General features: G+C 45.9%; 15 protein-coding genes, 1 pseudogene and 1 riboswitch. Of the genes and pseudogenes, 9 read left to right on the top strand and 7 right to left on the bottom strand.

Going from position 1 to position 20,448, the window contains the following annotated elements:
- Positions 1-1,292, top strand: a pseudogene (locus ACED36_RS16360) (hypothetical protein); the annotation flags it as partial.
- Positions 1,293-1,850: 558 nt separating this feature from the next.
- On the opposite strand, the gene ACED36_RS16355 reads toward ACED36_RS16360, so the two are convergent.
- Together ACED36_RS16355 and ACED36_RS16350 are read right to left on the bottom strand one after the other, a co-directional pair.
- Positions 1,851-3,005 (bottom strand): amidase family protein, encoded by a 1,155-nt coding sequence (locus ACED36_RS16355; protein WP_016962276.1) that lies wholly within the window; start codon positions 3,003-3,005, stop codon positions 1,851-1,853.
- A gap of 66 nt (positions 3,006-3,071) precedes the next feature.
- Positions 3,072-4,226, bottom strand: a complete 1,155-nt coding sequence (locus ACED36_RS16350; RefSeq protein ID WP_017002906.1) for a hypothetical protein — start codon at positions 4,224-4,226, stop codon at positions 3,072-3,074.
- A gap of 431 nt (positions 4,227-4,657) precedes the next feature.
- A riboswitch (glycine riboswitch) is annotated at positions 4,658-4,784 on the top strand.
- Between the two features lie 112 nt (positions 4,785-4,896).
- Here ACED36_RS16350 and ACED36_RS16345 point away from each other — a divergent pair.
- Positions 4,897-6,279: a sodium:alanine symporter family protein gene (locus ACED36_RS16345; protein WP_016962281.1), complete on the top strand. Its 1,383-nt coding sequence runs from the start codon at positions 4,897-4,899 to the stop codon at positions 6,277-6,279.
- Between the two features lie 83 nt (positions 6,280-6,362).
- Here the strand turns inward: ACED36_RS16345 and ACED36_RS16340 are convergent, their stop codons facing one another.
- Positions 6,363-7,043, bottom strand: a complete 681-nt coding sequence (locus ACED36_RS16340) for an HAD family hydrolase (RefSeq protein WP_016962282.1) — start codon at positions 7,041-7,043, stop codon at positions 6,363-6,365.
- A gap of 622 nt (positions 7,044-7,665) precedes the next feature.
- On the opposite strand from ACED36_RS16340, the gene ACED36_RS16335 reads away from it, so the two are divergent.
- The 4 genes from ACED36_RS16335 (at position 7,666) to ACED36_RS16320 (ending at position 12,095) form a co-directional block, all read left to right on the top strand.
- On the top strand, positions 7,666-9,822 hold the full coding sequence (locus ACED36_RS16335) for an adenosylcobalamin-dependent ribonucleoside-diphosphate reductase (protein WP_017002909.1): 2,157 nt from the start codon (positions 7,666-7,668) through the stop codon (positions 9,820-9,822).
- A 91-nt stretch (positions 9,823-9,913) separates the two neighbouring features.
- Positions 9,914-10,615 carry an NrdJb gene (locus tag ACED36_RS16330; RefSeq protein WP_016962286.1) on the top strand — a complete coding sequence of 234 codons (702 nt, stop codon included), beginning with the start codon at positions 9,914-9,916 and terminating at the stop codon, positions 10,613-10,615.
- Positions 10,616-10,803: 188 nt separating this feature from the next.
- Positions 10,804-11,394, top strand: coding sequence for an FMN-dependent NADH-azoreductase (locus ACED36_RS16325; RefSeq protein ID WP_017002910.1), 591 nt, complete (start codon positions 10,804-10,806; stop codon positions 11,392-11,394).
- Between the two features lie 224 nt (positions 11,395-11,618).
- Positions 11,619-12,095 (top strand): hypothetical protein, encoded by a 477-nt coding sequence (locus tag ACED36_RS16320; RefSeq protein ID WP_017002912.1) that lies wholly within the window; start codon positions 11,619-11,621, stop codon positions 12,093-12,095.
- A 96-nt stretch (positions 12,096-12,191) separates the two neighbouring features.
- Here ACED36_RS16320 and ACED36_RS16315 read toward each other — a convergent pair whose 3' ends face one another.
- Entirely contained in the window at positions 12,192-13,586 is a 1,395-nt protein-coding gene (locus tag ACED36_RS16315) for a MipA/OmpV family protein (protein ID WP_017002913.1), read from the bottom strand.
- Between the two features lie 163 nt (positions 13,587-13,749).
- Positions 13,750-14,385, bottom strand: a complete 636-nt coding sequence (locus ACED36_RS16310) for a 2OG-Fe dioxygenase family protein (RefSeq protein WP_016962294.1) — start codon at positions 14,383-14,385, stop codon at positions 13,750-13,752.
- Positions 14,386-14,729: 344 nt separating this feature from the next.
- On the opposite strand from ACED36_RS16310, the gene ACED36_RS16305 reads away from it, so the two are divergent.
- The gene (locus ACED36_RS16305; protein WP_026023797.1) at positions 14,730-15,500 is read left to right on the top strand and encodes a hypothetical protein; all 771 of its coding nucleotides are present in this window, start codon (positions 14,730-14,732) and stop codon (positions 15,498-15,500) included.
- Positions 15,501-15,581: 81 nt separating this feature from the next.
- On the opposite strand, the gene ACED36_RS16300 is transcribed toward ACED36_RS16305, so the two are convergent.
- Positions 15,582-16,724 carry a glycosyltransferase family 4 protein gene (locus ACED36_RS16300; protein WP_016962296.1) on the bottom strand — a complete coding sequence of 381 codons (1,143 nt, stop codon included), beginning with the start codon at positions 16,722-16,724 and terminating at the stop codon, positions 15,582-15,584.
- Positions 16,725-17,007: 283 nt separating this feature from the next.
- Here ACED36_RS16300 and ACED36_RS16295 point away from each other — a divergent pair, with 283 nt between their 5' ends.
- The gene (locus ACED36_RS16295; RefSeq protein ID WP_016962297.1) at positions 17,008-17,934 is read left to right on the top strand and encodes a glycosyltransferase; all 927 of its coding nucleotides are present in this window, start codon (positions 17,008-17,010) and stop codon (positions 17,932-17,934) included.
- 6 nt (positions 17,935-17,940) lie between these two features.
- Complete coding sequence (locus tag ACED36_RS16290) at positions 17,941-19,374, top strand: lipopolysaccharide biosynthesis protein (protein ID WP_016962298.1); 1,434 nt, start codon at positions 17,941-17,943, stop codon at positions 19,372-19,374.
- A gap of 257 nt (positions 19,375-19,631) precedes the next feature.
- Here the strand turns inward: ACED36_RS16290 and ACED36_RS16285 are convergent, their stop codons facing one another.
- On the bottom strand, positions 19,632-20,405 hold the full coding sequence (locus ACED36_RS16285) for a class II glutamine amidotransferase (protein WP_016962300.1): 774 nt from the start codon (positions 20,403-20,405) through the stop codon (positions 19,632-19,634).
- Positions 20,406-20,448: the final 43 nt, after the last annotated feature.

Below are 20,448 nucleotides of genomic sequence, written 5' to 3'. Positions count from 1 at the left end.
CTGATTACCTCGACTTGGAAAGCCAAAACGCAGAGAACGACGGCACGGCCTTTGATATGGCCGCCAGTGACTTTGCGGCGTTTGATTCCAACGGCGATGGCATGCTCGATGGCAATGACGAACTCGGCGGTCACGACGTCAACAACAACGGGGTCGATGATCGCGCAGAAGATGCGGACGGCGACGGCCTCTCGAACCCGAACGATGACGACGATGACAACGACGGCACGCTCGATGTCGATGATGCGTTCCCGTTCGATCCAAATGAAGACACCGACACCGACGGTGATGGCGTCGGTGACAACGGCGATGCCTTCCCAACGGATGGCTCTGAAACAACAGATACAGACGGCGATGGCGTGGGAGATAACCAAGATATTGACCGTGACAACGATGGCCTAACCAACGACGGTGAGTTGAGAGTGCCTGAGGCTGTATTAGATTGGCTTTTACTCACTGGGAACAGTAACGTCTCCAATGGTCTACTCAATGCCAATGGCGGCTCGTGGACTTGGCAGGCTAATTCCTCACGTTTTTCTACCTACGGTTTTGAAGACAATTACCGCCTGAGCTTCAACGTTAAATCGTTGGGGACTTACAACATGATTGGTCTTGGAAACGTTGAGTCTTCTGCCAGCTACACTGATATTGACTATGCCTTCTATATCGTGGGGTCATCGTTAAGAATCTATGAGAATGGGTCGAGTCAGGGAACCTTTGGCACGGTTTCCATTGGAGACACATTGACGATTGATGTTCTGCAAGGGGTCATTGTTTATCGAAACAACGGCAACATACTCAGAACAACCACCTACAACGGAGGAACGCCAGACTTCTACATTGATACCAGCTTTTACAGTGGTGCATTGAGTTTGGGAGACTTCCAGCTGATCCCATTGTCACCCATGGCCAGTGTTGCTTTCACCATTGACACCGATGGCGATGGCTACTCAAATGACGTAGATTTGGATAGTGACAATGACACCATTCCAGATGTCATTGAGATTGGCCTGACTGATAACGATGGTAACTTACTGGTGGATAATCCTGGCTTCCAAGGACTCATCGCGTTCGCCCCCGACTCAGACAATGACGGCATCCCTAACTATCTAGATTTAGAAAGCCAAAATGCCGCTAATGACGGAACAGCCTTTGACATGAGTGCTAGCAATTTTGCTTCTTTCGATACAAATGGAGATGGCCAATTAAACGGAGAGGATGAGTTTGGCGGAAATGACGCAAACGGAAATGGTGCGGACGATCTGATCGAACCCTCAGGCGCGTCCTTATAGCAAATAGAGAGTTTGCAAATGGCCACGATTCTGTGAATTAAGCAAAGAGGTAAGTCAAATGACTTGCCTCTTTTTCCTTTGACAAATTCAATCAAAAACACCCCTATAAAGTGGCGAATTTTGAAACAATTGCTGATCACTATGTGCGCCAACATTTAACAGATTACATTCACAACGACACCCGTCGAAATAAAATCGTCAAATTCGAAAATTAGACTATTAATATCATGGCGTTACAAATCAACCCCCCAAATAACTCACGTGGTTATCCACAGATTCTGTTGATAGGTTCACGACAGGCCAAATGCAATTTTTTTCATTTAAAACATAATGTTAAGGCAATAAAATCAAAATAATAAATTTTTCTTGACCTGTTGGTAAATTACGATGTCATTACGCCATGAAATAATATGAAAATTATTGGTGCATTAAGAGTGAACAAACAGTATGCACATCACTATGTTACACAAGAGTGTCTGCTTGATAAGCAACTGTGATTTGAGGACTCAAACGGATGGAAAAAGGTAGGAAAGGACGATTCGTTGCATAACATTAAGATCAGATAAACCAGCGGCCCGCCGCTTCAAAAAGCAAACGATCTTCACCAGGGTGAGCAAGTAGAGAAACTCCCATAGGCGTGCCATTGACGTTCAAAAAAGGCAGCGTGAGTTGTGCTAGGCCTGCCACTTCAGCAATGGCATATAAACGGCGTTGATTTAAAAGAAACGTGTCATCAAGAAACATATCGTCAGGCGGTTGCCCAGGTGAAGTTGGAATCATTAACAACTCACCGCTAGAAAAAAAGCCTTGGATGCTGTCACTAAATAGTTCTCTTTTTTTCTTCGTTTCAACAAATTCTTTAAAGCTATTCCCTCGAATACGGCTCAAAAATTCTGCGGTTTCATCTGAAAATTTAGGCTTGTGAACATCAAACCATTGACCATACTGCAGATCAATTTCTCTTCCCAATATCACGGTGTGTATATTATGGGCTTGAGTTAGTGCAAGCTTGCCAAAATTTGGCACATCTTGGCTACGAATCTTCGAATCATTCATCGCCACCTCCCATTCCAGCATCGCTTCAATAGGTAACAATTCTTGAAACAAGGTCGGTGCATATTTTAAAGCCTTGAAACGGACAGCTTTAGGCGGTTTCGTCCAACATTTCTCTGCTATTTGCTGCAGTATAGGGAGCTTTTTGGACATAAAACCAACGGCATCAAATGATGGTGATAGTGCCGAAATGCCTCTCAAATCGACCATACCCTGTGAAGGTCGATAACCATAGAGATGACAGTAAGACGCGGGAATGAGTACACCACCACAACAATCGTTTCCAATCGCAATGGTGGCTGCACCTTTAGCTACCGCTAGCGCCGCTCCGGATGATGAACCACCAAGACGAGCGTCCGGTGCAATGGGGTTTTTCAATCTCGCAAGGAAAGGATTCTGCCCACTGATACTGGTACCAAAATCATCCATTTGCGCTTTGCCGATAAGACGACAACCTGAATGCATCAAAGCAGAAACCACACTTGCATCATTCTTAGCGGGTTCATTGCCATCAGACCAATCTGGGACACCTATTCCCGTGACCAGCCCTTTTATGCTAACAGAATCGCTCACGACGAGACGCTGTCGGGTCAGTACACCAACCGGAATATCCTGCCGTTCAGGCTTTATCGCTGTGAGAAGGTAATTTTCCTCTATCATCGATACTATTGACCTTTTTTCCGTCCAATATTCATAAGGTTATATCTAAACTAAAGATCCTGCTTATTACAGCATCATTTTTTGACATTGATTGACTAATGCAACACGACTCGTTCTGAAAGATTTACTCGTAAACAGCTCTTCATTGATTTCGAGTTTTCGACTTTGCAACCAGCTTTCAGGTGACGAGCCTTGACCATAAGGAATTTTATAAACATGAAAATGTTGATTCTGATGCTGATAAATTAAGTTTGCAGCAACACGAAGTGGCTTTAACTGTTCGTTAAGATATAAGCGAAAATCGCCAGTACAATCATTGACGATGTATGACCCATTGTCGCTGCGAATAGCGATATAGGGTTTATCAGATTCAGTATAGGATGCTAGCGCCCATACACCTGTTTTCTGAGTCAGCTTAAGGAACGGTAAGCTGCTAGTACCGGTGTCATCGTCTTGGGCTTCCAGTGCACCACGTTCTATTTTCTGCACCTCTTTTTCGCTGGGTTTAGCATGAACGACGCGTACTCTAGGTGGTGCAACTTCTGGTGACGTATCATCAAGCCAGCCAGTAACGAATGACCAATCCAACATTTTCATACCCAAAGCAACGACAACAACAAGCGACGACATCGCCATTGCAGGCAGCCAAAACTTCTGTGCCCAAAGAAGTAATCCCGGTGTCTTCACACCGGATTTTCTATCGAGTTCTGTTTCCATCACCTCGTTGTCGGAAAGCGCGCGTCGTAATTCTCCCGCCAATTTATGCTGTTCGGCAATGGCGCTGTCTTTTTGATTGGAGAGTCTGTTACGCTCTTCTTTAAGTAACACCAACTCCCCCTCCAACTGCGCAATTTTTCTCGAAAAGTCTGCGCCAGATGCGCTACTTGTGTTCGCACCTACGCTTTTGCCTTTTTGTGCCTGACTGAGTTGGACTTTAAGTAACTGATTTAATGCGGTGAGCTCATCTCGCTCTTTCTTTGTCTTGAGCAGTTCTCGCTCTAACGCGCCACCGTCACTGAAACTCGCAGACGCCGGTATAGACAACGCGTTTTCACCGCGTCCTTTAATGGTGTTGTCATAAGCGTGACGCACAAGTTGCATCAGGGCTTTAGACCCACCTTTGTCTGGGTGTACGCGCGTAGAGAGCAGTTTATATCTCTGCTTTACGGTCGATTCAGCGTCACCTGGCTTTGTGCCTAAGAGTTCATTAAACGTCGTCATTTCTTATAGGTTATTTACTAATTGGTTAATTTATAAGATGAAGATTTATCGGCGGAAATAGGGAAAACTTGAATGCAGATGACTCACTAGTTCTCTGCATCTATCACGAGCTCATGTGTATCATAAATAAGATAGTAACCTGTGGTACTTTCTGCCTCACGAATTGTTGACGTTTTGTACTGCATCTCCTTTTAATGTATCAATGTAACCACATCCAGTTAACACACCCTGCCAATTTCACCTTGTTTAAGTTCAAATTCGCCTAAGAGCCTTATTTATCATTGCATTCGTATTTCTGTGATCTATGATGCTTTCGACAATTTGACGTTCCGTTGAAGACAGCAGGAGAGAGATGGCATTGCCATCCGCCGAAGAAGTAAATCTTTCAGGCACCCAATATGTGCATTTGCACGTGGGTATGGACTGTTGTTGGAGGAGCCTCTGGAGAGATCCGTTAAATCGGGCGCCGAAGGAGCAAGCTTGCGTATTCGAGTACATCCACCGTGATATCGAATAACTTCAAGTGAAACTCTCAGGCAAAAGGACAGAGGAGATAACCGCAATAAAGTACCCACTTTACTGCTGCTTTTTGCGGCTATTCTCCTCCTTTTAATCAAAGCCTGCTTTTTCTTACATTTACTCAAGAAAAGTGGATATTAAAGGGGGATAAATGAACTATTCACTACACAACCTACTTGAGATCATCGATAACCTCGTTTGGGGTCCACCACTTTTATTACTGCTAGTTGGCACGGGTGTATATTTCACATTTCGCCTCGGTGCAATCCAGTTTCTTAAACTCCCTTTAGCACTAACGTATCTTTTCACCAAAGAGAAAAACGTAAAAGACAAAGGCGATGTATCCAGTTTTGCCGCATTGTGCACCGCCCTCTCCGCCACCATTGGTACAGGCAACATCGTCGGTGTAGCCACTGCCATCAAACTTGGCGGCCCAGGTGCGCTTTTTTGGATGTGGATGGCAGCCTTATTTGGTATGGCGACAAAATATGCCGAATGTCTACTCGCGGTGAAATACCGTGAACAGGATGCCAACGGTAATATGCTGGGCGGTCCAATGCTTTACCTTGAAAAAGGTGCAGGGCAAAAATGGCTCGCTCGCCTATTTGCATTCTTCACTATCGGTGTGGCGTGTTTCGGTATTGGTACTTTTCCACAAGTGAATGCCATTGTGGACGCGGGACATATCGCATTTAACATTCCCCATGAAGTCACTGCCATTGTGCTGACCTTGTTAGTCGCAGCAGTCACTATCGGTGGCATCAAATCAATTGCCGGCATGGCGAGTAAGATCATCCCAACCATGACGGTCATTTACGTCACAGCGTGTGTGGTGATTTTATTCAACAATGCCAGCGCGATTCCTTCGGCAATGAGTTTGATTGTTAACTCAGCATTTACTGGCGCAGCGGCAACAGGCGGTTTTGTTGGTGCAACCATCATGCTGGCAATTCAGTCGGGTGTGGCGCGAGGGGTATTTTCAAATGAATCAGGCCTTGGCAGTGCGCCTATGGCAGCAGCTTCTGCCCAAACGAACTCCTGTGTTCGTCAAGGTTTGATCTCTATGGTCGGTACGTTCCTTGATACCATTGTGATCTGCTCTATGACGGGTCTTGCTCTGGTTCTAACCGGCGTATGGTCAATGGACATAGAAGGCGCGAGAATGACCACCGAAGCCTTCTCTTTGGGACTTAACCAAAGCTATGGCCCGATGGTAGTCGCCATCGGACTCATGTTCTTTGCCTTTACAACTATCCTGGGCTGGAACTACTACGGCGAGCGCTGCGTGGTGTATTTGTTTGGACAACGCGCAGTGCTGGCTTACAAAATTGTGTTCTTAGCGCTTGTGCTGTCGGGGGCTTTTATTAAGCTGGATATGATTTGGTTAATTGCAGACATTGTTAACGGATTAATGGCAGTGCCTAACTTGATCGGCCTGATCTTACTGCGCCATGTCGTTGCTGATGAAACGAAAGCTTATTTTGATTCCCTGAAGCAAAATCTGAGCGAAGAATCTACACATGTGAATGTATAATTCCGCCTACCAACTCATGATAACTACACAAATAAAAACAGCGCCAGATGGCGCTGTTTTTACTTTAAATCATGATGGGAAAATCAGGCTGATTTAGCATTTAACATGTTAATTAGCCCAAGTTTTCCGAAAATAGCATCATAATGAACGAAGTTAGGAATCCGCGTGTGGTGCTGTACTTTTGTTCCCACCGCAACAAATTCATACCCTAACGTATTCGTCGCCATCTTGTCCCACTCACCATCACCAAAATACACGCGACGGCTAAACACGGCGCCAGTATCTTGCTTGGCGCGAAACGCGGCCAGTGCCATTATCTCACTGCGCGTCATCGCATCCGAGCACGAAGCAAAGCTCACACCACTCACGTCAAAACCTGCGGCTTTGAGCTTCATTCGTGCAGACTCTTCCCAGCCGCCCGTCGCAATAGCGAGCACGACATTTGGATGAGACTTCATATCGTTCACAAATTTAATGGCACCAGGCGTTGCTACCAGTTCATTCGCATTTGACGTGATGTAAGCACGCAGTTTATTCAGAAATAGGCTTTTTACCTCACGAAGAATTCGCATTCTTTCGTGACGCATACCTTGCTGTTCAATCAGTTCTTCTAAAATGCCTACGTCAGTCACATTAGTGAACGCGCCCCAGTCTTCTGTTAACTGCAGACCTAGCACTTCTTCGACGGCTGATCGAAAGCAGTCGGAATCGAAATCATAACTATCGATGAGCGTACCATCGACATCGAGCATAAACAGGTTCATTCGCGCCTTTCCTCAAATCTTGTCATTACTCTGTTCTCAAGGCTGATTTGATATCGCGCTTGGCTTTCTCCACACAGAAAAATCAACATTGTATTTACAATCGCAATCTCATGGCAACATTATTTGTTGGCTTCTAGAGATAGTAGACCGTCATCAAACTCGACGCACCATGTATTGAAAACTGGCGAACAGACAAAAGGTTGCGCTTTAATACAGTAAAAATAGCCATATGTGTTGAACGATTCCCTATCATCACGAGGAAATCACACTATTTTTTGTCATTTTGACGGAAGAATAGAGGTAGGATGACAAAAAAATTCAGCGCGCCGACTAAAAATCGCTCTTCTTTCAGCCTTTCACCTTGGTGTTTCTGATCTGACGAATATGGCTAATTTCCGGTCATTGTCTCTCTAATTGGTTTCATGATCAGAACAGTTTGAACACACAACACACTATACCGTAAAGAGAAGTAAAATTTGTTCCATAAACTCTGCTTGTCAAGACTTGAAGATCACACGATATAGTGGTTTGATCTGCGCCCTTGCCAATCAGAGACACAATATAGTGTCTTTGGCCAAGCTTCGCTCAACAAGTCGGCATTACTCTCGAGGTGCAATTCATAATGGCCAAAACCAAGTCAGCTTCTGAAATCGAACCTACTGGTGTTCTAGCAATTCCATACCAAGATACGTCTATGGAAATCTGGGACAGCAAGTACCGCTTAAAAAGCAAACACGGTGAAGCAATCGATGTCACACTCGATGACACATTCAAGCGTGTTGCTCGTGCACTTGCCGATCTCGAAGAGAAATCGGTACAAGACAAATGGTACCAAGAATTTTTGTGGGCACTTCGTCACGGTGCAATCCCGGCAGGACGCATCACGTCTAACGCTGGCGCTTTCGAGCACAAGCCTGCAACGTCTACCATCAACTGCACGGTAAGTGGCACCATTGAAGATTCAATGGATGACATTCTAGGTAAAGTTCATGAAGCAGGCCTGACCCTAAAAGCGGGTTGTGGTATTGGCTACGATTTCTCTACCTTACGTCCACGTGGCGCGTTTGTATCAGGCGCTGGTGCGTACACATCAGGCCCACTGTCGTTCATGGATATCTACGACAAGATGTGCTTTACCGTGTCGTCTGCAGGTGGTCGTCGTGGCGCACAAATGGGTACCATGGATATTCGTCACCCTGACGTGATGGAATTCATCCGTGCCAAGCGTGAAAATGGCCGTCTGCGTCAATTCAACTTGTCACTACTGATCAACGAAGAATTCATTGAAGCAGTGAAGAACGACGGCGAATGGCAGTTAATCTTCCCTGTCACTGAAAAAGAAGCACGTCAGGATAAAACTGATCTGCACAACGATGCCAATATCGTGTGGGCAGACTGGCCAAGCAGCGAAGGATTTGTTGAAGACGAAATCGGCCGCATTGCGTGCAAGATCTACCGCACCATGCCAGCGCGCAATCTTTGGAACGTCATCATGACGTCAACCTACGACTACGCAGAACCTGGCTTCATTCTGATCGACAAAGTTAACCAGATGAACAACAACTGGTTCTGTGAAGAGATCCGTGCAACGAATCCTTGTGGTGAGCAGCCTCTTCCACCGTATGGTGCGTGCCTACTAGGTTCAGTTAACCTGACCAAATTCGTTCGTGACCCATTCACAGAGAAAGCACGTTTCGATTGGGAAATGTATCGTAAGGTTGTCGCGACTTTCACCCGTATGTTGGACAACGTGGTGGAGATCAACCAACTGCCGTTAGCAAAACAGCGTGAAGAGATCGAAACCAAACGCCGTCACGGTATGGGTTTCCTTGGTTTGGGCTCTACGCTGACGATGCTTCGCCACAAATACGGCAGCGCTGCGTCTATCGCGTTCACTGAGCAAGTTTCTCAGGAAATGGCGATCACCGGTTGGGAACAAGCTGTTGCACTTGCCGAAGAGAAAGGCGTTGCACCTGTGATGGACCAGGAATTCGTTGTTACCGCTAAAATGCTCCGTCTACGCCCAGAGATGGCAACAGACGGCATTAAGATTGGTGACAAGGTGAAAGGCAAAGTTCTTCACGCCAAATACAGCCGTTACATGCAGCAAATTGGCGATATTCGCCCAGATTTAATTGCAAAGCTGGTTGAGAAAGGCGGTCGCTTTACGCACCACAGTTCAATTGCACCAACAGGAACAATTTCACTGTCGCTAGCGAATAACGCGAGTAATGGTATCGAGCCAAGCTTTGCGCATCACTACACGCGTAACGTGATTAAACCGGGTAAGAAATCGAAAGAAAGCGTCGACGTGTATAGCTTTGAGTTGCTGGCCTACCGCGAGATTATCAACACCAAAGCGATGCCATACAGCACCAAAGAAGACGAGCAATTACCTGAGTATTTCATCACCGCCGACGACATTACACCAAGTCAGCACGTAGAAGTTCAGGCTGCTGCGCAACGTTGGATAGACTCTTCAATCTCGAAAACCGCCAATGTGCCAACCGACTTCCCGTTTGAAGACTTCAAGAACATCTACATGGATGCGTATGATAAAGGTCTGAAAGGCTGTACGACCTTCCGCTTCAACCCAGAAGTGTTCCAAGGTGTATTGGTGAAAGATGAAGATCTTGAGAAAACCACGTACGTGTTTACGCTGGAAGACGGCTCTACCTTCGAAGCCAAAGGCAACGAGAAGATTGAGTACGACGGCGAGATTCACTCAGCAGCAAACCTTTACGATGCGCTGAAAGAAGGCTACTACGGTAAGTTTTAATCCTATCCCCGAGTAACCTCAAGATACTCGGGGATACACATTGTCAGGATGGCTTGCGATCAAGCTGTCCACTCTGAAGAAGTAATTCGTTATGACACGTAAAATCGAAAGCAAAATTGTTTCTTATAAAGTAAAAAGCAAAGACGTCGTTCAAGAATCACCGGTTAAATTGGTAGAAGACGTCGCGCCAGTGCTAGAAACCATGCATGAAGAAATGCCACGTCCAGAGGTTTTGCTGGGTACCACCTACAAGCTGAAAACCCCTGAGCACGTTTCTGAGCATTCTCTGTTCATCACCATCAACGATGTCGTGTTGAACGAAGGCACCGATCATGCAATGCGTCAGCCATTTGAGATTTTCATCAACAGTAAGAGCCTTGAGCATTACCAGTGGATTGTGGCGTTAACGCGCATTATCTCTGCCGTATTCCGTAAAGGTGGCGATTGCACATTCTTGGTTGAAGAGCTTCGCTCAGTGTTCGATCCAAAAGGCGGTTACTGGAATAAAGGCAAATATGTGCCTTCGTTGATTGCAGAAATCGGCAACGTTATTGAACAACATCTGATGCAAATCGGCATGCTGGATAATCCAGAAATGGATGAACACCAAAAAGCATTCCTTGAAGCGAAGCGTGCTGAAAACACAGCGAAAGTGGAACCAAAAGCAGAAGAAGAAGTGAACACAGGCTTCCCGCCAAGTGCGACGCTTTGCTATAAGTGCCACAACAAAGCGGTTGTTGTAAAAGACGGCTGCCAGACTTGCCTAAACTGCGGCGATTCTAAGTGCGGTTAAACGCATAATTGCTCGAGAAGGGCTTCCTGTAGGAAGCCTTTTTTATAGGTTCACATTCAGCAAGCGTTATCTCATTCAATATTTTCGAACACTACCCCCAGATTTTTCCGCTTTTTTGCCTGCTATCCTTTCTCTATAGTTGTTATCACAATAAGACACAGTAAACACGAATATTAATAGGGCATGAAATGGCAAATGTACTGGTTCTAAAATCGAGCATTCTTGGCGAGTATTCTTCTTCAACAACATTGATTGATGGAATGGTTGACCAACTTGGCCGCGACAATTTCATTATCGAGCGTGATTTGGCCGCGCACCCCGTTCCCGTGCTGGATGGTGAACTTGCGACAGGTTTACGTGGAGCGAAAAACCCCACTCAGAAACAGCAAGATGCGCTAGCGCTGTCGGACCAATTAATTAACGAAATCCAAGCCAGTGATACGTTGGTTATCGCTGCGCCAATGTACAACTTTTCCATTCCAACACAGCTAAAAAACTGGTTCGATTTTATTGCACGTGCGGGAGTGACATTTGCATATACAGAGCAAGGCCCGCAAGGTCTATTGACTGGCAAGAAAGCCATCATAGTGACAACGCGAGGCGGCATTCACAAAGACACTGAAAACGACCATGTCGTCGGCTACCTCAAAACGGTACTTAGCTTTGTTGGTATTACCGACATTGAATTTGTTTACAGCGAAGCCTTAGCAATGGGTGATGAACCTGCCAAGGCTTCAATGGAGCAAGCTGCAAAAGACTTACTAGGCTTAGTTTCCTAGCCCGCGCGTCCAATTCATTGCAAATATATTGCCAACATCAAACGCGAGAAGTAGCCAACACTTGGTCACGTTTCGCGCTTTGATTTTCTTTATTTGGGCTCCCTGAGCCCCCTTTTTTTACCTTATCCCCGAGCAACCTCTCAGCCTTGTTTATCTCCCATTTTCTTTTGTCCTTAAATCCCGTTTTATAAGCCATCAGCGAATTCATACTGTTGGAGTCATAAATGATTAAAAGCAATCCATTTTCAGATAAAGATCCCGATCGCGCAGAAATTTGGGACATGCTCGTCGCCAAAGATATTCAGGCTTACACCCAAGCGAATTGGTCAATGGTGGAAAACGACTTTCTGGAGCATGAATTTTTTGCCGTGAATGCAGGATTCGATCAAGACCCGGGGAAATGGAACTTGGCATTTTCACGTTTCGGAGATTACCGAGACTCATGGTTAGAAGCTGCGCGTGCAAGTCTTGATACGAAATACGCAGAGCCTCTAGAAGACGCTATTCATAAGCTCACCACGCTTGAACAAATCGAAGTAAAAGACGGCAAAGCCATCGCGCGTAAGCAGTTTGATGGCACCATTCAGGTTGTCGGCAAAGAACCTGAGGTGCTGAAGTGGCAAACGCTGTATTACCTGAAGCAAACCGAATCAGGCTGGAAAATTGTAGGCTTCACGGGTTACCTTCCCTACACTGCCTAAATACCAAACATAAAGAAGCGGGCCCTAAAGCCCGCTTCTTTGTTCATCAGATTGACCATCGCATACATTCCAACACGTAGGTCCTAGCTTCTTAGTCTAGAAGTCCATCTGCAAGTAAATCGTGTTGTAGTTACTGCCACCTTTGATTCGACCAAACTGGCTCGCTTTCTCAAAAATCGCCGAACGGTGATGAATTGAATAACCCAACCACAGATTGTTCAATTTCTTCTGACCAATCAAATCACCGACATTCACATCAACAGAAAGATCAATGTAGTTGAGCAAATGGCTTGGCTCATAACCTTTGCGCTCCATTTCAGAGCTTTCTACATAGGTGATGTTATTGACGTATGACAAACCTTCTGCCGCACCGATTCGCCATTCTGTTGGCCAATCGAACGTGTAATAGGCCTTAATCGCCATCACAAACTCGGCTGACGAGGCTTGTACCTCAGAACTCCAGTGCCAAACAACGCCAGGCGTCAAGTAAATATCCAGTGGGACGCCAAACAGAGAGTCAGTCAACGGATGCCCATAAAACACCGAGGTTAACGTATTACCATAGGGGTCTTTTTCCGTACCACCTGCAATGATCTCACCAATGTTAGAAGGCGTTGCCCAACCATACGCTAATCGCCAATATGGACGAGTCGAAATCTCTCGTTCGCCATCGCGTTTGTGATCATTGAAGAAACCGAAACCAGCGAAAACCTCCCCTTGCCAATTCTTGTCGATGGTAGCCGCATGGCGAACATTCTTATCAAAATACGTCGCGTATGCCGCCCCGACGAGATAAAGATTGGAATAGACGTGGTAACGCCCTTTCATGCCCGCTTTGAGATCAACGCCAGCTCCAATGTGTACCCCTTCATTTCGGTATTCTGACAACCCGTAATAGAAGCTATTGAAGTCTGCATCTTTGTAACGTGCCGAAACCGTCGCGTCGAGGTCAAAATCCTCTGTATGAATTGTTTTACCGAGCGTGGCAACACTGTGGAAACGATAATCTTTATCCGATAACACATCGAGATCTGCATACCAGCCATCACCAAGTTGGCGTTTTAGTTGGAAACCAAAGTCGCCGGTATCACCGCCGATATCGTTCTGCACGGCCGTCGGCAAATCAATAAATCGCATGCGAAGGATAGCATTGACCCGCCACTCATCTTCTTCCCAAAGACGGATGCCGCCTTCTGTTCCATTGATGAAAAACGCTTCATCTTGGTAGAACATCATAGGGACGAAGCTGGAGACATTCGCGCTGCCACCTTCGGCGTAAGGAACACCAGCAGAACGTAACGTGGCGGCTATGCCCCAGTTTTCGCTTCGCTTAAGGCGCAGTGTTTCGACAGTATCGACGTCAGGCTTCTTTGTCTCTATCGCCACATCGAGACGAGTTTCAGTGGTATCTGTGGCGTCAACAACTTCAGCCCAACACACAGGGGTTAATAAGGTTGCTACTAAAGCGAGGTATTTGGGAGTATTCAACATTAAAGACGCGGTTTATTAGTTCATATTGCGACCAGTTTAACTTAAGGACAAGTAACTGTGTGATTTTAAAGATAAGAATAAGCAAAATTATGGTTGATTCCCTTCGGGTCAAGGCTAGCAAAACTCATCATTTCACTTGCCCTAACCCGAACAGGAGAAGGCATCAACGTTCGCGCGCCGTCAACACAAACAAGTCAACATGTCCCAGCAAGGAAGGGTTAATAGGCCGGATCGGGTTTGCGTTGTGCCAAACGGCATGATCGTCGAGCAGCGCCACATCTCCGTCGTTCATTGCCAGCGAAAAGAACGGCTGCTCGGCTTTGTCTTTGTACACCAAAATTTCCCCGCCTTGCACGTTTTTCCGATGAATTGCCGCTATCGCAATATGATCAAAGCCATCCTGATGCACTCCTTCTGGCGACACGGGAGTGATGTCATTTAGGGTAATCACTCTCATTTGATGGATCTCGATGTCCTGCTGATCGTCCAGTTCATTGTTGTCTTTAAACAATCGACAAAGCTCAAAGAACCCTTCCGAATGAAGAACATTCGGCGACAAGTCTTCAAAATGGCGAACAACACCACCTTGGTGTTGGTTAATGGATCGGCTTTGCACAAAGGTGTGTTGGGGCATTTGGCGGACAGCGCCAGCATCACACTGCACGATGGAATAGCGTCTTAATCTGTATTGACCATCGGCGTGTGCGGTAGTTGGCAAATGGTCAAACGTCGGTTCGAGTTCTTGTACTGCTAGGTCGCTGATATGACATAGCTGCATAAGATAATCTGGATGATACATGTTACGTCCTCCATATCGATCTCTTAACGAGCATCTCTGGGTAAGAAACACACGATAACTGTCATTACATTAAGTTAACGTCACCACATCAATTTTGACAAACATTCACAGAGTGATTAATTAATCGATATGGGATATACGCACAGATAAACTATACATATTACAAATGCCAGAATAATAATTTGCATAATTTGATCTGCGCCTCGTGTAAAAACACAGATTGAGAACTTCACCTCGAACCTCGCCCTTCCATTCAGCTAACATTCATCTTCAGTCGATATGATGAAGTTGTAGTCACTCACAGGACGCTAACCGAGTGACCCTCAACCAACAGAGGTATTTAGATGGGAAGAATGTTTAAAGCGCTGATTATCGTTCCAATTCTGGTGATTCGTGTGCCGGCTTATGCTGAGCAACTCGACGTAAAAGTACCCGAAAATAGCCAGAGCATTTCTTATCAGCAGCCACAAGCCGGTCACGAAGCGAGCCTTTCAGAGCTGTTTTCTATTCCTTCATTCCGCGCCCAAGCCATCGCACAACCACATGCCGATTTAACCAAGCTTTATGCCTCAGCCCCAGCTGCTCAGGCAGAACTAGAACAACTTGCCAGCGATATTGCCAAACAAAGTAACGGCAACGTGTTATCCGCTGGATTGAAAGGACTGGAGCGCGCAACCGAAAAGGTCAATAAAGAACTCGATGGTGATGTATCACGCCTCACTGACCTTGTTCGAATCACTGTGGAAACGGACTCAATAGAAGATTTGAATATCGCTTATGAGCAATTAGCCGCGTCAGCGAAAACAATGGAAGTCATCAATCGTTTCCATACTCCTCGCCCGTCTGGATATCGAGATATTAAAGTCTTGGTTGCTTTGCCAGAAAGCAAAATGATTGCTGAAGTTCAACTTCACTTAAAAGCCATTTCTGGGGTTAAAAATGGTAAGGAACATGAGAACTACGAGCAGATACAAACCATCGAGCGCAGTGCGACGTTGAATGCTCGCGATTTGAGCCAATATGAAGTGGCAAAAATTGAAAAGCTACGAAAAGAGTCTCGTGCCTTGTATGACCATGCATGGCAAGGTTATGAACCGTACGGTATTGCCATTTAGTGCATTTCAAATACTTTAAGGGCGCACTTTGCGCCCTTAAACTGTTCATTAACCCCGCCGCGTCACTAGAGCCCACTAGCCTCAAACACTTTCGATCCATCCAGATAATCGCTTGGCTTGCACGTAAGCATTAAAGCTATCAACGACTCGCTTGTGAGCGTGGTAGCCCATTTTTAGCCGCTCTTGAAAAGTAAGCCGAGCAAACTGAGCCAAGCTGGTAGCTAACTGTTGTACATTTTGCTCATCCACTAAATAGCCTGTTTCTGGAGTGACGATTTCTTTACAGCCCATGATATTGGTCGTAATGACGGGCGTCCCCACCGCCATTGCTTCTTTAAGAACCAACGGCCCTGTATCAACACATCCTGTTTTGGAAAAGCAGAACGGTGCCACTAAGCAATCGTAGTCAGCCAAATGTTCTTTCACCCAATCATGAGGTTTTGCGCCGAGAAAAGTTACACGCTTAGAAAGTCCGTGCTCGCTGACCTGCTTAATTAGGTCTTCCTCCATATCGCCAGTGCCTACAATATCCAGTTGAAACTCAACCCGATCTTTCAAGGACGCTAACGCCTCTATGAGGTGATGCACACCTTTTTGTTCAACCAAACGCCCCAAGAACACAAGACGAAGGTGAGAAGAGGGCTGCTTCCCGCGAAGGATAAATTTATCTGTTGTCACACCACAATGGAGTAATTTGACGTTACCGCGCGCCACGTTATCAAAGTCATTGAGCATGTCTTGGCAGACTGCGACAACGAAATCACTCGCTTCGATTTTGTTCTTAATATCAAATGCTGCCTCGTACACATCGTGTCCATGTGCCACAAACGAACAACTGATATTAAGCAGTCTCGCTGCAACAATAGCGTGTGCAGCGGTATGTTGAGCAAAATGGGCATGCACATGATCCACTTTTTTCTCCGCCAATTGCATTGCAAGTTTAAGGCCATAGTAGAACAGTGAACGCTTAGGCAAACCAACTTGACCATGGACGAAATGCATAGCCTTGAGCAGTCCCCGTTGAGAAATCTGAGTCCAAAGATTCCAGTCAACATCTTGCGCAATTTCTGCCAAGTCGTAGTCAAAACGCTGCTCACTTTTATTGATATCAAAGGCAAACACCATAACCTCATGACCACATGCTTTAATGGACTCAACTTCGGTTTGAATAAAAGTTTCGCTCAGGACAGGATACGTAGGGGCGATAAAGGCGACTTTTTTCATTGGGACACGCTCAGGCTGCTGCTTTTTTATGTGTATTCAGCCAATAGCAAATAAAGTGCCAACTAAAGTTAGTGATATTTATTAATCAGTTAGCGTTAATAGAAGCTAACAACACTACGAAACCTGCATCGTTTTGTCAGTTTGACATTCAATATGCATCTTTTCGCCCGTACTAGGTACGCGCCCCTATCGCCCTTCTATAAAAATACTTATAAGTCAACAGCTTGAAATAATGGCACATTCTGTGCTGTTGTTGAGTTTCGTCTGGCCATAGGAGCACATCATGGACAAGGTTTCGGTTATCACCCCCTCACACAACTGTTTGCCATTTTTACCCAAAGCAATGGAAAGTGTGCTCAATCAAACGCACAAGAATCTTGAACTGCTGATCATTAATGACAACAGCAGTGACGATACAGAGGAGTACCTCACCACTATTACAGATAGCCGGATACGCGTATTCCATACCGCAGTTGGCAGTGCGGCCAAAGCACGCAACATCGGGCTTAGGCATGCTAAGGGCGATTACATCGCTTTTCTCGATGCAGACGACTATTGGTACCCCGATAAATTGGCACTGCAACTGAACTTACACAAACTCCACCCAGATATCGCGTTAAGTTTCACTAATTACGAACATGTTGATGAAGAGCTTCAGCCGATTGTCGATTGCTTTGCTTACTGGGGCCATTATCAACACGCAAGTGGCCAAGCCTTTCGGATTGACAGAGCGCTTGAGACGATTCTTATCAATAACATCATTGGTACATCAACCGTGATACTGAATCGCCACCAACTTGCACACCCCATTTGGTTTGATGACTCATTAAGCTTTGGCGAAGACTGGGATCTCTGGCTTCGCATTTGTGAGCAGCACCCTATTGGTGTGCTCAGCTCGGTGCAAACCGCTTACCTGATGCGGCAAAACTCTCTAACCCAAACCCAAAATCGCAAACTCGATAATTTGCGACATATAGAGAGGATATTTGACCAATATTGCCGAAAACATCTACACAGTGAGGTTTCGTATCAAGGGCTTACTAAAGGTAAAGCTCGCTTGCTTGAAGGCTATGCAGACTATTATCGCAGCAGACATCAGTACGCTAAAGCCATCTGGCTTGGACTAAACTCGCTTCGTCTTGATATGCACAAACGCCGTGTTCGCAGTCTGTTGGGTGATTGCAGAAGTGTACTCAAAATTGCTTGGTAAACCGTGATGGCTTGGATGACACAATCTTTCTACTACGCGATAGGCATTATCATGATGAAGGGCATTTCATTATTAATGTTGCCCTACCTGACGCATAAGTTATCACTCGTAGAATATGGCTCGTTAGAGTCACTGATCCTACTGGCAGATATCGGCACGATTCTATTCAGTTTTGGAATTGTCGATGCGATGTACCGCTATGTAGGAACCTCAGAAGGAAAGCAGCGCCAGCAGTTAGTCTCAAACTGTTTCACTCTCAGTGTCATCATTTGTTTTATTGGTAGTGGGGTAATCCTCTTAGTGACGCCATGGCTGCTCACTTTAATGCCAGTCGAGTTTGCTTGGTATCAAATCGCTTTGTTACTGATCCCTACTATGCTCGATGGCGTGATCGCCATACCGCTAACCTTGATGCGAATGAATGCTCTGGCCAAGCGCTTCTGCTATCTCAATGTAATCAAAGCTTTTGTGCAAGCCACTCTCACCGTCGTCCTGCTCGAGCTAGGATATGGGCTAGACGCCGTACTGATCTCAGGGGCCATTTCAAGTCTGCTTTTAACGCTCTGCCTTGTTGGATATCAACGAGGACAAATGGGAAAAATTGGTCACCTTGCAGATTCCAAACAACTCCTTTCTTTTGGCGTTCCCGTGCTGATTGGGGCAGTCTCAATCTATCTCGTCCAAGGCGCAGATCGCTGGTTCCTTGCCCATGGTGTCGGTATCGAAGAGTTAGCTGTTTATGCGGTTGCAACCAAGTTCACGCTGATTTTGGGCTTGCTGATGCAACCCTACGCACTATGGTGGTTCCCTACCCGAATCCCCATGTTGCAGAACCCAGATGGCAAACAACAATGTGCGGATAAGGCAATACTTGGCACTAATCTCGGTATTATGCTTGGGACCTTGCTCATCCTCACGGCGCCAATGGCAATTCAGTGGCTACTACCCGAAGTCTACGCCGATGCGAGTGTCGTTCTCGTATTCCTATTGTTGATAGCTATGATCAAAAATGCTGGTGATTACATGAATCTAGGCTGCTATTGTGGCGATTCCAGCCAAGCTCAAATGTGGATTCAGGCAGGGTGCGCGCTGTTTGCACTCATCGGATACAGCGTGCTCACTCCACAATGGGGTGTTTTGGGAATTGTCGCTGTGCTCTTTAGCGCCCATTCACTTCGCCTCATATTTTTCTATGTGATCAGTCAGCGAAAACAACCCCTCCCTTACCGACACGTCAAATGGCTTGCCTGTCTTGGAGTTTCGGGGCTTATGCTCACGCTGAACAGCATTTTGAATCAATGGCTATATCATCTTCCTACTATTGTCTTAACGCTACCGGTTGCCCTGATGACCTTGGTGTTTTACCTCAAACTCAATATCATCGACATACCGGTGACATTGCTGGTTAAATTGCGGTTAAAACGAAATCCGGCTCATTAAAATACACTTTGGCGACCATAGAGCACTCAGTGGAGCTCTAAAATGACTCCGCGCGTACTAACAGAGATAAGGCGTTTCGTCAGTAAAGAACAGCAACGTCAAATTAGAAAACTGAGTTGATCGGATTGCAGATCTGCAAAAACAGAATGGCATTGAACGAAAGGGCACACAGGGCCCTTTGTCCTGTTCATGATCACCGTGTCACCGGATAAGGTCATGACCATAGCTAATATTCAAGCGGTGCTATCATGCGTTTCCTATGCGATGTGAAATTCTGTCACTGTCACTTGCTCACCAACCATTTCAACAAAACTTTGAGCTGGAATACTTTTCCACTCATGTCTGTCTAGCTCAAACGGCTCAGATGCAAGTACAACACCGCTGTCGACACTTTTATAAAACATGGTTGGTGGCGTACCGAACGAGGCGTAACGCAAAGCCCAGTATTGATGACCATCGCTGATACACAATGCCGCCTTGAAAGGCTGATCATTAATGCCCTTATTGCCCATCTCTACTTCAATCATGCTAATCACTCGTCTTAATGCCAATTTGGGGTTTTGATCTAACCCGTGCTGCATTAAAAGGAGGAATATCAGCTCGCTATCTGTTGTACCTTTACGCTTTAAATAACAAGGCTCATCGAGCTGTCGCTCAAGTTGATAACGAACTCTTTCGAACTCTGGGATTTGCCCATTGTGCATAAAGAGCCAATTTTTAACGTTGAACGGATGGCAATTCTCTCGAGATGTGTTTGCACCTGTTGATGCCCTCACATGTGCCATGAAGCGATGAGATTTAGTATGTTGGGCGAGAGAACGTAGGTTGGCATCAGACCAAGCAGGTAACACTTCACGATACAACGCAGGCGTCGGCTTTTCACCATACCAGGCCGCACCAAAACCGTCAGCGTTGACCGCCGTCACTGCTTTCGACGCTTCCATGCTCTGCATCACCAATGAATGGTTAGGCTGATGTAGCATTTCATCCAGAAAACACGGTTTACCTTGGTACGCCAGCCATCTACACACGACAATTACTCCTTGATTATCATATCAGTAGTATGACGCAATC

Source organism: Enterovibrio sp. FF113 (assembly GCF_041439165.1).
Lineage (GTDB): Bacteria > Pseudomonadota > Gammaproteobacteria > Enterobacterales > Vibrionaceae > Enterovibrio > Enterovibrio norvegicus_A.
Note: the sequence above shows the minus strand (reverse complement) of the source record. Positions and strands in the feature narration are given on the sequence as shown.